Consider the following 13469-nt stretch of genomic DNA (forward strand, 5'->3'; position numbering starts at 1 on the left):
TGCACTCAACTTTATTCAAACTAGCTCACAATTTATGTCAACAGCGTTGGAAAATATCAAATTTCATAAGAAGCCTTTATAGCCCATTCATGCTGCCACCGGTGCCCATCAGTCCAAAGATCCATTGCTGAAACTGCGGCTTTAGTTTCATTTCGATATATTGATTTATTTCTTCCATACTCATGTCACCGATATTTTTAATTTCCTTATCGTTATTAAGATCAACGGATTTTATTGTTTTGGCACTTTTTTCAATATGAAGTCCAAACATATCCTGACTTATTCCTGGTGCTTCAACGGAAAGATCGTGCTCTGACGTCATTTGATCATTGTTGTAGGATGCATTTCCGGACCATTTGAGACTGCCTCCACCTGTAGCATCACTATAGGAAAATACGCGTTCAAACTCTCGCTCGCCATCGTTCAGTGTTTCCGAACCTTCATAGGAAAGTTCAGTTTCACCAAATGCAAGTTTAATAGAATCAGATACTTCGTTATCCTTCGATCCTAATTCGCCGTTTAGTGTCATGGTATAGTCACCTGTTGGGTCAGATGCCCCAAACTCATAATTAAAAGTCTGGCTTGTATCTTCAAGCATTTGGGTCCCGATAACAGATAACGTAATCATATTTTCATCCGTCAGACCATACTTCACAGAAAAATCACGTTTTACGATTAGATCGTTGTTAACCCATATCGTTGACTTGAGGCCGTCAGGAATTTGCAGTTTTCTCAGGCCATCCTGGGCATCCTTGATTGCTGTTTCAAAATCACTAATCAGCTGATCAACCTGGTCCTGCATTTCAGGGGTCAGGCTTGAAGAAGTGATACCGGCTCCAAATTGCTGAACAACCATTTGTTCGCCGATTATTTCTTTCAGCTTTTCGTCACTTTCCATTTTTTCTAATACAGTTGACACAAGATTCTTCAATTGTTTTTCAGAGAGATGCATTGAAATTTTTTCGGTATCTATTGCCTTTGAGTTTACATTTACTGTTTCCTCTGTCAGTTCAAATGATTTCTCAGGTAACTCATCATAGATCATTTCCAGATACTCTTTTTTGATATATTCCTGATCCTCTTTATTGATAAAGCCGTTTGATCCTTCAAAAAAGGCATTAAAATCAAGTTTTTCTTCTCCTGTAAATTTCTGGGGGTCAACTTCCTTCAATAATTTCCCAAGGTCGTCACCATTTAATTGAAGTAGTTCATCGAGAAAAGGCAAGCCTAGCATGACTTTATCTGCTGTTAAGTATAGATTAATGTCACCAACCTCGATTGTCCCCATACTGGCGTTTATTTGTGTGGCCATATGTTTTTTATTTTTATCCATTGCAGTAGTAATGGTAAGTGTCGAATTATTTATAATTTGTGCCGGCCCCATTACTCCAAAATTGTTCATTGCATTTGGATCGTTGTATTTTCCGGAAAACTCTAAAGTTGTTTCGGTAGGATTTTCTTCAGTATGCTTGTACCAATTTAATTCCGGTTCATAGCGTTCTTTTACTTTATCGGCTACATATTCAATTGAACTTTTTTCTGCAAGAAAATATTGCTGCTTAGCAGATAAATCAAGCAGAACATATGCAGCAACGCTCCCACCGGCAATAAGAATGACAACTAATGATATTATGATAGCCCTTTTTGATAACACTTTCGTTCCATTCATCGTATTCTCCTCCCCTTATGTATCTCCCTATTTGAATATATGTATGATGTTCATATTATTTTACCATAAATGTTTATGATTGTAGTCAGTTTGGAAAAACAAGGTACTATTTAGTTGAAAATATAAAAAATAAAAAGACAGATGCAAATGCATCCATCTCTTGTAACTTTGGGAAGTATTAATTTAAATTTAGTCAGACGCTTGTTTTACACCCTGTTCCAACGCGTTAACCATGTCTTGTTTATCCTGTTCATCCGATTGATTCCAGATCAGTTCAAACAATACACCTAAACCTGGAAGCATTTTCTCTTCACCATTTTGAATCGCATCAACAATGGTTGCTTCCAGTTGCTCCTGGTCATTTGAAGCAATATTGGATAATATTGCCTTTCTTAAATTCATATCCATAAGAACACCTCACACAATTATTTAAACTAACGATAGTTTGACCGGAACAGGACAAAATATGTATGATGTAACAATAAATATGTTTGAATAGGAATGAACAATAAATGATTACATCGGTACAAAATGATAAGGTGAAAAAATGGAATAAACTGCACAAGCGTAAAGGCCGTGAACAAACAGGTACTTTTTTTATTGAAGGCTTTCATTTAATCGAAGAAGCTTTTAACAGTAACTGGGAATTTGTTGAAATAATCGTGCAGGAAGGGGCAGAATATCCATCTTGGTGCAATGATTTTCCTGTTACGTTTGTTGGTGAGAACGTTTCACAGCATATATCCTGTACAAAAACACCTCAAGGTATAGCGGCAATTGTGAAAATGAAAGTCAGCAGTGAGATAACTGATGCTTCAGCCGTTCTGTTAATTGATTCAATTCAGGATCCCGGAAATTTAGGAACGATTATTAGAACCGCTGATGCGGCTGGATTTGATGCTGTTATGCTTGGCGAGAAAACAGTGGACATGTATAATGACAAGGTTATCCGGTCAACGCAAGGGTCATTGTTTCATTTGCCTATTTTACAAGTGGATATTATTGATCAAATACTGAAATTAAAGAAAAGCGGATTTAATGTCTGGGCATCTTCTTTATCCAATGCTGTTTCCTATGAAGAGGCTGATCCAGGGGATAAAACGGCATTAATTGTCGGGAATGAAGGTGCAGGAATCCATGAGAAAGTTGTCAATATGGCGGATTACAATGTTAGGATTCCGATATATGGAAAGGCGGAATCGCTTAACGTAAGTGTTGCAGCGGGAATATTAATGTATTATATTAAGAGGTAGAAGTTGAAACCTTTCCACAAATTATCTATAATAAAAGAAATTTAAACAGGAAGCTGAGAAAGAGCCTGGTAACAATAAACGAGTCGGTAAAGGGAAGAAATGTCATAGACTGGAAGCATTTCTACCGGTGAATTGTTGCTGTTTCACTCTGGAGCTGACATTTGGACCTTGCATCAAGCAAGTAAAGATGTTCCGGATGATATATCCGTTATCAAGTTAAGTTGGACACGATAATTGTGTCAACAAGGGTGGTACCGCGAAACAACAGCCTCGTCCCTTTTCAGGGATGGGGCTTTTTATATTTTAAGGAGGAATATAAATGAAAGAGCAATTGGAGGCTATTCAGGCTGAAGCACTGGATAAAATCAAACAGGCAACCGATTTAAAAGAGCTTCAGGATATTAAAGTAACTTATTTAGGTAAAAAAGGCTCACTTACCAGCGTATTGCGCGGGATGGGTAAACTGTCCAAAGAAGAACGTCCTGTCGTTGGTGAGATTGCCAATAAAGTTCGCGAGTCCATAACAGGCGAGATCGAACAAAAAAGTGAGGTTCTTGAGCAGGCTGCTTTAGAAGAGCAACTTGAAAAAGAAGCACTTGATGTGACATTGCCCGGCCGTCCTGTTCAGCTTGGCGGTGCTCATTTATTAACAAGCATAGTCGAGGAAATAGAGGATTTATTTATTGGCATGGGATTTGAAGTAAGGGAAGGCCCTGAAGTTGAAACTGACTACTATAACTTTGAGGCGTTGAATTTACCGAAAGGCCACCCGGCACGTGATATGCAGGATACATTTTATATTACAAATGAATTATTGCTGCGTACACACACATCACCGGTTCAGGCTAGGACAATGCTGCAATATAAGGGGAAGCAGGGAGTTAAAATGATTTGCCCCGGAAAAGTTTATCGTCGTGACACGGATGACGCAACACACTCCCATCAGTTCACACAGATTGAAGGGCTATATGTTGATGAAAATGTCCGCATGAGTGATTTGAAAGGAACACTGGACCGATTTGCAAAGAAAATGTTTGGCCAGACCCGGGAAATACGTCTCCGTCCAAGCTTTTTCCCATTCACTGAACCATCAGTTGAAATGGATATTTCATGTAAGGTGTGTAATGGTGAGGGCTGTTCCGTTTGTAAACAGAGTGGCTGGATAGAAATATTAGGCGGTGGAATGGTTCATCCGAGAGTTCTGGAGATGGCTGGGTATGATTCGAAAAAATATACAGGCTTTGCTTTTGGAATGGGCCCTGAACGAATTGCCATGCTGAAATACGGGATCGATGATATACGTCAATTCTATACAAATGATGTCCGGTTCTTAAGTCAATATCACCATGCAAAAGGGGGTACAATGTAGTGTTAGTATCATTAAACTGGTTAAAAAATTACGTGGATATTGGATCAATTTCTCCTGAAGAACTAGCAGAAAAAATTACAAAAACAGGCATTGAGGTAGATGGAATCGAATATATCGCCGAACAAAGCAAAGGTGTAGTTGTTGGGTATGTAGAATCCTGTGAAAAACATCCAAACGCAGATAAATTAAATCTTTGTCAGGTGGACGTTGGAGATGAAAAGTTACAGATTATTTGTGGTGCACCAAACGTAAGGCAAGGTCAAAAAGTGGCAGTTGCCAAACCTGGCGCAGTATTACCGGGAAACTTTAAAATTAAAAAGGTTAAACTCCGCGGTGTTGAATCAAATGGCATGATCTGTTCACTCCAGGAACTGGGTATTGAAGATAAGTATGTGCCGAAAGATATCGCAGAAGGAATCTTTGTTTTCCCTGAGGAAGTAACAGTTGGAGAAAGTGTTGAACCATTACTGAATTTAAATGATGCTGTACTGGAATTTGATTTAACACCAAACCGTGCTGATTGCCTGAGTATGCTTGGTGTTGCCTATGAAGTAGCCGCGATTCTGGATACAGATATCAACCTCCCAAGTGAAGATGTAAGTAAGAGCGATGAAAAAGCAGAGAATTATATATCTGTTGAGGTGGATGACCCTGAATTAAATCCATTTTATGGAGCATTTGTTGTTAAGGATGTTGAAATAAAGCCTTCACCGTTATGGATGCGAAATGCACTGATGGCAGCAGGTATTCGGCCGATTAATAATGTGGTTGATATTACGAACTATGTATTATTAGAATATGGTCAGCCGCTTCATGCGTTTGATTATGATTTACTGAATTCCGAGAAAATCCTGGTCCGCCGCGCCGAACAGGATGAAAAGCTTGTTACACTTGATGATGAAGAAAGAAACCTTTCGAACGATCATCTTGTCATTACAAATGGAAAAGAACCTGTAGCGATGGCAGGTGTGATGGGCGGAGCAAGTACAGAAGTAAATGACCAAACAACGACCGTTTTACTGGAAGCAGCATATTTTGCCCCTTCTGTAGTTCGAAAAGCAGTACTCGATACAGGTCTGCGCAGCGAATCAAGTACACGTTTTGAAAAGGGAGTAGACCCGAATCGTGTAAAACAAGCTGGTCTCCGCGCATGTCATTTGCTTGAAAAATATGCCGGGGCAACTGTTTTAGCTGATGTTGTGACTTTTGATGAATTGGACCGTTCAGAAAAAGTGGTGGAAATTGACGCAACAGAAATTAACAGACGTCTGGGAACACAAATCAGCACTACGGAAATAGGAGAGATTTTAAACAAGCTTTGTTTTTCATATGAACAGGATAATGAGCGATTTACCATAAATGTTCCGACACGTCGCGGAGATATTACAATCTTCGAGGATATGCTTGAGGAAGTTGCCCGTCTATACGGATATGATAATTTACCGTTTACATTGCCTGAAGGATCATCACAAGCTGGCGGATTAACCAAAAGACAGCTTCTAAAACGGGAAGTGAAAAGCTATCTGCAAAGTGCGGGTTTAATGGAAACAATCACATATTCCCTAACCAGTGACGCAAACGTGAAAATGCTTCTGAGTCCTGAACTGCATGAAACAGACATTAATCCCGTTCAACTGGCAATGCCGATGAGTGAAGATCATAAATATTTACGTTTGAGCATGCTCCCTGGATTATTGCAGTCATTAGCGTATAACCGTGCACGTAACCAAGCAAATATGGCGTACTTTGAGCTTGGCAATATATTTATTTCTGGGGAAAAAGTACTCTCAAAACAACCGGATGAAAAGTTACGCTTATCCGGCGCACTAACCGGTTCATGGGTGACGCACCAGTGGCAGCAGGAGAAAAAACAAGTTGACTTCTACCTTGTGAAAGGTATTGTTGAAGGACTGTTTGACTTTTTAAATATTCCTGTTTCATTTGCGCAGGCAAAACTTCCGGCAATGCATCCAGGACGATGTGCAACGATTCAGGTTGATAATCGTGTAGTTGGATTTATCGGGCAAGTTCATCCAAAACTTGAAAAGACAATGGAAATTAAAGAGACATATGTCTTTGATATCGATATGGAGGCAGTATTGGCGGCCTATAAAAATGTACCAGCATATAAACCAATTCCAAAATATCCATCTGTTACAAGGGATATAGCGTTTATCGTGGATGCGGACGTTCAGGCAGGGGATATAAAAGAAATGATTGAAGAAATTGGTGCACCAGTGGTACAAAATGTTCAGATATTCGATGTGTATAAAGGGGAACATTTACCAGAAGGAAAAAAATCAGTTGCTTACAGTCTGCTTTACCAGGACCCTGAAAAAACATTAAAAGATGATGAGGTAGAAGAATCGTATCAGGAAATTGTTGGTAAGGTTAATGAGAAGTATAATGCATATGTAAGATCATAATTAATAAAGTCGCAGCCACCTTTCAAAGGTGACTGCGATATTTTTAAATATATTTTTGTGCCTTCTTCGTATTTGCGAAATGGGTTTTCGCACATTTGTTCAGCATATCTTTACCCTTTGCTTTTATAAACCTGGCGACTGTCTGGTCGACCTTTGCTGAAGCCCCTTTTGGCAGTGTGAATCCTGTTTTCTCAGACAGCTTATCCATCTCTTTTAAAAAGCTGGCCCTCGCGATAATGGAACCTGCCGCAACCGCGATGGAGTAACTTTCTGCTTTTGTCATAAAATAGGTTTTATCTGCAAGTGTTTGCTGTTCGGAACCAATATGCTTTTTATAAATTTCAGGGTCACAAAATTGATCGATTAAAATACCATCCACCTGTTGTGATTCTATATTTTGACGTAAATTGTTTATTGCGTGATGATGCAGCATAGCTTTCATTTTTCCCTGTGACCAGCCTCTTTTTTGTAAGCTATTATACTTCTCATTCCGCAACACCATTAGGGAATAAGGTAAATCAAGATGGAGAATATCTTTGGCTATTTTTCGGATGGAAGTATCTGACAGGTTTTTGGAATCACGTACTCCCAATTCTTTCAGCAATTCCATTTGGTCTTTTTTAACGAAAACAGCAGCCACTGTTATCGGTCCAAAATAATCACCTGTCCCTGCTTCATCTGAACCAATATGACTGGAAGTAAAAAGTGAGTCCGGTGGTGAAAAGGCAGTCGTTGTTTTTTTCTTAGGCTTTGTCGGTTTTACCGATTCCTTCGTTGACTCATTAATCCAATTTTTCGCTTCCATTTCAGGAGTACTTCCCTGAAACATAACCTTTCCTGATTTATAGGCAGTTATCACCGCGTTGGCTGTTTTGGCACGAAAAACAGCTCCCTGTGGTGCAGGCTGCAATTTATCTGTATAGCTTTGCTTCATTTGTTCAATTATAGCTTGATTTAAAACGTATACTTTCTGTGGCATGACAATCCTCCAATTCTTATCTCATTTTACTATAGCAAACGAACGAAATAATTGAAATGTTTGTTTTTATTATGAAGAACAGTTTCCTGATTGGTAGTCTTTGTGTTAATATAAAGTGAACTATTTTCTATTAGGGGGGTATTCGTGTGACCCAAGATGACAAAACACGTGTAACAGTTGATATACATAATAGACCTTATACGATTGTTGGAACAGAAAAACCACAGCATGTACGACTGGTTGCAAGTCTCGTAGATCAGAAAATGCGTGAAATTCATGAACTGAATCAGCAACTGACAACAACGGAATTGGCAGTACTGACCGCTGTTAATACAATGAACGATTATATGAAACTAAAAGAGGAGTATGCAGAATTGCTGGGATCACTAAATAAGAAAGAGGAATAGTATCATATGGTAGATTTTATCTTAGTTATTTTATTATTATTTGGATTCTTCGTTGGATTAAAAAGAGGGTTTGTGTTACAGGCCTTTCATTTACTTGGATTTATCGCAGCATTCATACTTGCTGCTTTATATTATGATCAGTTATCACCTCGGCTTGCGTTATGGATTCCATATCCTGAATTGGAGAATAATAGTGCATGGGCTGACTTTCTGGAAGCATTGCCCCTTGAGGGAGCCTTTTATAATGCAATCGCTTTTGCAATTATCTTTTTCGCGGCAAAAATAATTTTGCAAATCATTGCTTCCATGCTGGACTTTGTAGCTGATCTTCCTATTTTGCATTCGGTTAATAAACTGCTTGGTGCAATTTTAGGTTTTGTGGAAGTCTATCTTTTGATTTTCATAGTCTTGTACATATTGGCATTAACACCATTAGGTGGAATTCAGACATGGATAAACGATTCATCCGTGGCACTGTTTATCATAGAAAAAACACCATTTCTATCAGAGGAAATCAGGTCATTATGGTTTACACATGTTGATGATTTGCTTAATTCCAACTAAACAACGAGGGCTGATTCAAAGAATTGAGGGGATACTTATTGTCATGTACAATAAGAATAACCTTACTGTGAATCAGTCTTTTTAGATTATAAAAGTAAACTGTTATTAAAAAATTTATTGATATTGACACATAAGATATAAACTGCGTCGGAAATTGTTAAAAAAGATTGAGTGCTATAACACCGCTGCGGAAATACACTTCGCTTTCACGCCTCCGGGTACCAAGGCGACATCTGCTCAAAAAGTGAGTTTTCGCAGTGTCTTCTTAGCCGTGGGCGGCTGATGAGCCTCTCCGTGCTAGTCGCACTACGAGTCTCATCTAGGCCTCTGCTCCCGTAAGAAGGAAGGCCGACTAAAACCGGCCTTGTCGGCCAACGTCGGCATACCCCTGATGCAGGGGCATGTATTTCCTCCGCTGGGTTTAGTTCACTTTACTTTGGTACTGTTGTAAAGGCAACACTATGCTATAATGCGTTTCTTTGCACTGTACCAGAGTATGATTGGTGCGGAGGGGAGTTGACTCCTGCGGGAAAAGCAACGGCTGAAACATTGCCCGCGCCCTGGTACCTGGAGGTGTGAAAGCGACTACCCGGAGCGGAAATCATACGCGGCGATTAAGGCGCATTTTATATCAACTGTGAGGGAAAGGGTAACAAAAATACGATAAAAGTTTAAAAGAAACAGGTGAATTTTGATGACTGTAAATAAAAAAGATGTTATTAAATTACTTGAAAAAATCGCTATATATTTGGAACTTAAAGGTGAAAATCCATTTAAGATATCTGCTTATCGAAAGGCAGCGCAGGCGCTTGAACGTGATGATCGATCTCTGACGGATATCGAAAGCTTTACCAAAATAAAAGGAATTGGAAAGGGAACAAGTGCGGTAATTGAGGAATATGTCGAGAATGGAACTTCTGAAACACTGACACAACTGGAAGATGAAATTCCAAAGGGGCTGATTCCACTTTTAAATTTGCCGGGACTTGGTGGTAAAAAACTGGCGAAACTGTACCAGGAGCTTGGTGTGAAAGATGCAGAAACTCTAAAACAGGCCTGTCAGAGTAGGAAAGTGGAAAGTCTTGAAGGATTTGGGAAAAAAACGGCAGAAAAAATAGTTGCGGCGCTGGAAGATGCAAACAGTCGCCCTGAACGTTTGCCGATTGCATTCATGCTGCCAATTGCTGAATGGATTGAGTCCTATTTAAGTGCTGTACCGGACATTTATGAATATTCCCGTGCAGGAAGTTTACGGAGGATGCGTGAAACGATAAAAGATATTGATTTCATTATTGCGTCTGAAAATCCTGCCGCAGTTCGTGATGCGCTGCTGGAAATAGAAAACATTAAAGAAGTTATTGCAAAAGGTGATACAAAAGTTTCGGTTACATTGGAAGATGCCTATGATGTGAATGTTGATTTTCGGATTGTTGCTCCGAATGAATTTGCATCAACATTGCATCATTTTACCGGATCCAAAGACCATAATGTAGCTATGCGCCAGCTCGCCAAAGAAAAAGGTGAAAAAATTAATGAATATGGAGTTGAAATTGAAGAAACCGGCGAAAACCTGACATTTGAGAATGAACAACAGTTTTTTGAACATTTCGGGTTACAATTCATTCCGCCTGAAGTTCGTGAAAATACCGGTGAGGTGGAATCTTTCAACGAACATGTTCCGTTGATTGAATTGGACGATATCCGTGGGGACCTTCATATGCATACGACATGGAGTGATGGCGCACAATCTTTAGAAGAGATGGTGAATCGTGCGCGTGAAAAAGGGTATGATTATATAACCATTACAGATCATTCCAAGTTTTTGCAGGTTGCAAACGGTTTAAATGAAACAAGGCTTCGCAAACAACGTAAAGAGATAGAAAAGCTGAATGAAAAATATAACGATATCCATATTTTTGCCGGTGTTGAAATGGATATTTTACCCGATGGAACATTAAATTTTGATAATGAATTTTTAAAAGAAATGGACTTTGTAATTGGTGCGATTCATTCCAGCTTTAATCAATCCGAGGAAAAAATAATGGCAAGATTGGATGCTGCATTGGAAAACCCATATGTATCGTTGATTGCACATCCAACAGGCAGACTTATTGGCCGCCGTAATGGATACAAAGTGGATGTTGACAAGCTGATTGAACGAGCCAGGGAAACAGGTACGGCTTTGGAAATTAACGCTAATCCAAACCGTCTTGATCTGTCTGCTGAATGGGTACGGAAAGCGCAGGATGCAGGTGTGCGAATTGCCATTAATACGGATGCTCACGATTATTACATGCTGGAACATATGAAATATGGTGTTGGAGTTGCCCGCAAAGGCTGGATTAAAAAGGAAACTGTACTTAATACATGGTCCAAATCGAAACTAATTGACTTTATGAATCGTAATAAGTAATAAGGTTACCGTTAAAAGGAGCAAGTCAGAATGAATGATCGAATTCTCCGTGTACTTGAATTCAATAAAATAATCGAACAATTGAATAGCCATGCAGCTACAATGATTGGCAAGGACTTATGTTCCAGCTTAAAACCTTCCGTAAATATAGAAGAAGTGAAAAGCTTGCATGATGAAACTGACGAGGCCAGTCAAATTCTCCGATTAAACAAAGCGATACCTTTAGGCGGAATTTCTGATATCCGTCCAAGCATTAAACGGAGTGTTATTGGTGGTGTACTAAATGCCGGGGAATGTCTGGATGTTGCCAATACATTATATGGCGGTCGTCAGGTAAAAGGATTTCTTGAAAAAATAGAAGAGGATTTACCTATTTTAAAAGAATTTGCACAGCAGATTGTTGCGTTACGAGAGTTGGAAATCCATATAAACAGCTGTGTTGATGATAATGGACAGGTGATGGACAGTGCTTCTGATAAACTGCGCAGCATCCGTTCCTCAATAAGAACGTATGAAAGCAGAGTACGTGATAAATTGGACAGCTATACAAAATCGAAAAGTAAAATGCTTTCTGATGCGATTATAACAATCCGTAACGATCGGTATGTTCTGCCGGTTAAACAGGAATACCGCGGGACAATCGGCGGAATTGTCCATGATCAGTCCGCATCAGGGTCAACATTGTTTATGGAGCCAAAGTCTGTAGTTGATATGAACAATCAATTGCAGGAAGCAAAAGTAAAAGAGCGGCAGGAGATTGACCGGGTACTGCGGGAATTAAGCGGGCATATAGCGGCCAACGAAGCGGCACTTTATGAAAATGTTGACGTGCTGGCTAAAATAGATTTTATTACAGCGAGAGCAAAATTAGGTGTGCAAATGAAAGCTGCCATGCCGAAAATAAATAATAAAGGCATTATAAAAATGCAACAGGCTCGTCATCCATTGCTTGAAATGGATGAAGCAATTGCAAATGATGTTGAAATCGGGGAAAACTACACGTCGATTGTGATAACCGGACCAAATACAGGCGGTAAAACAGTTACATTAAAAATGATCGGGTTATGTACGGTGATGGCACAGTCCGGTCTTGGGGTTCCAGCACTTGATGGTTGTGAAATGGCTGTATTTGAAGATGTTTTTGCAGATATTGGTGATGAACAATCAATTGAACAAAACTTAAGTACGTTTTCATCACATATGACAAACATTGTTTCCATCCTTAAACAAGTTAATCATAATTCGCTGGTACTTTTTGACGAACTTGGCGCAGGCACAGACCCCCAGGAAGGTGCTGCTCTGGCAATGTCGCTTCTGGATGAAGTGATTTCCCGCGGTGCCCGGGTAATCGCAACCACTCACTATCCCGAATTAAAAGCTTATGGGTACAATCGGGATAATGTTGTCAATGCGTCGGTAGAGTTTGATGTTGAGACATTAAAACCAACCTATCGATTACTGATAGGTGTTCCCGGTCGCAGTAATGCATTTGAAATTTCTAAAAGGCTTGGTCTGGATGAAACAATTATTAATCAGGCAAAAAGTCATATTGGCATCGATTCCAAAAGTGTCGAGAATATGATAGCTTCCCTGGAAAAGTCGCAAAGACAGGCAGAATCCGAATATCAAAATGCGCATGAAATATTAGTGGAAAGTGAACAATTGCGCAATGATATCGTGAAAGAATGGAAACAGTTTGAAGAAAAACGTGAAGGGCTATATAAAAAGGCGGAGGAAAAAGCTGAAAAAGCTCTGCAGAAAGCGCGCGTTGAAGCTGAAGCGATTGTAGATGAGATCCGTAATATGAAAACCGATGCACAACTTAAAGAACATGAATGGATTGAAGCCCGGAAAATGCTAGAAGAGGCCCAACCCGACCTGTCTGTAAAGAAAAAAGACACTCCTAAAAAGAAATCTGCTTCCAATCAGCAGTTACAACCTGGTGATGAAATAAAATTACTTACAGTGAATCAACACGGAACCATTCTTGAAAAAGCCAGTGATAAGGAATATCTTGTGCAGGTCGGCGTGATGAAAGTAAAAGTAAAAAGGGAAGACCTGCAGCTTGTCAGCAAAAAGAGTACCTATACAGAAAAACCACTAACAACAGTTAAAGGTTCCAACTACCATGTTAAAACTGAACTGGACTTACGCGGCGAACGGTTTGAAGATGCGTTATCTAAGTTGGAAAAATACCTTGATGATGCACTGCTTGCAGGTTATCCAAAAGTATCGATTATTCACGGGAAAGGTACTGGCGCATTACGAAAAGGTGTAAAAGAATTTGCGCAGAAACATCCAAGGATTTCCGATGCAAGACCTGGCGCAGCAGGTGAAGGTGGCAGTGGTGTTACTGTACTTGAACTGCGCTAAATGGAAGTGGTGAAGG

At 39.6% G+C, this 13469-nt stretch carries 10 protein-coding genes; 7 read left to right on the top strand and 3 right to left on the bottom strand.

Annotated elements, in window-relative coordinates:
• Positions 1-76: 76 nt before the first annotated feature.
• Positions 77-1669, bottom strand: coding sequence for a DUF6583 family protein (locus tag G6R02_RS06480; RefSeq protein WP_246202524.1), 1593 nt, complete (start codon positions 1667-1669; stop codon positions 77-79).
• 189 nt (positions 1670-1858) lie between these two features.
• Positions 1859-2077, bottom strand: a complete 219-nt coding sequence (gene sspI, locus G6R02_RS06485; RefSeq protein WP_164668423.1) for a small acid-soluble spore protein SspI — start codon at positions 2075-2077, stop codon at positions 1859-1861.
• Positions 2078-2181: 104 nt separating this feature from the next.
• Between sspI and G6R02_RS06490 the strand changes: the two genes are divergently transcribed.
• The 3 genes from G6R02_RS06490 (at position 2182) to pheT (ending at position 6717) form a co-directional block, all read left to right on the top strand.
• Positions 2182-2922 (top strand): TrmH family RNA methyltransferase, encoded by a 741-nt coding sequence (locus G6R02_RS06490; RefSeq protein WP_164668424.1) that lies wholly within the window; start codon positions 2182-2184, stop codon positions 2920-2922.
• A gap of 319 nt (positions 2923-3241) precedes the next feature.
• Positions 3242-4291 carry a phenylalanine--tRNA ligase subunit alpha gene (gene pheS, locus G6R02_RS06495; RefSeq protein WP_164668425.1) on the top strand — a complete coding sequence of 350 codons (1050 nt, stop codon included), beginning with the start codon at positions 3242-3244 and terminating at the stop codon, positions 4289-4291.
• Entirely contained in the window at positions 4291-6717 is a 2427-nt protein-coding gene (pheT, locus tag G6R02_RS06500) for a phenylalanine--tRNA ligase subunit beta (RefSeq protein ID WP_164668426.1), read from the top strand. Before pheS ends, pheT begins: the two co-directional genes overlap by 1 nt.
• A 43-nt stretch (positions 6718-6760) precedes the next feature.
• Here the strand turns inward: pheT and rnhC are convergent, their stop codons facing one another.
• Complete coding sequence (gene rnhC, locus G6R02_RS06505; protein WP_164668427.1) at positions 6761-7696, bottom strand: ribonuclease HIII; 936 nt, start codon at positions 7694-7696, stop codon at positions 6761-6763.
• 146 nt (positions 7697-7842) lie between these two features.
• On the opposite strand from rnhC, the gene zapA reads away from it, so the two are divergent.
• The 4 genes from zapA to G6R02_RS06525 all read left to right on the top strand — a co-directional run bounded on the left by zapA (position 7843) and on the right by G6R02_RS06525 (position 13453).
• Positions 7843-8103 carry a cell division protein ZapA gene (gene zapA / locus G6R02_RS06510; protein ID WP_164668428.1) on the top strand — a complete coding sequence of 87 codons (261 nt, stop codon included), beginning with the start codon at positions 7843-7845 and terminating at the stop codon, positions 8101-8103.
• 6 nt (positions 8104-8109) lie between these two features.
• The gene (locus G6R02_RS06515) at positions 8110-8667 is read left to right on the top strand and encodes a CvpA family protein (protein ID WP_164668429.1); all 558 of its coding nucleotides are present in this window, start codon (positions 8110-8112) and stop codon (positions 8665-8667) included.
• A 694-nt stretch (positions 8668-9361) separates the two neighbouring features.
• Positions 9362-11080 (top strand): DNA polymerase/3'-5' exonuclease PolX, encoded by a 1719-nt coding sequence (polX, locus tag G6R02_RS06520; protein ID WP_164668430.1) that lies wholly within the window; start codon positions 9362-9364, stop codon positions 11078-11080.
• A gap of 30 nt (positions 11081-11110) precedes the next feature.
• A complete protein-coding gene (locus G6R02_RS06525) occupies positions 11111-13453 on the top strand; it encodes an endonuclease MutS2 (protein ID WP_164668431.1) in 2343 nt (780 codons plus the stop codon).
• Positions 13454-13469: the final 16 nt, after the last annotated feature.

The organism is Virgibacillus doumboii, assembly GCF_902806455.1.
GTDB classification, from domain to species: Bacteria; Bacillota; Bacilli; order Bacillales; family Amphibacillaceae; genus Lentibacillus; species Lentibacillus doumboii.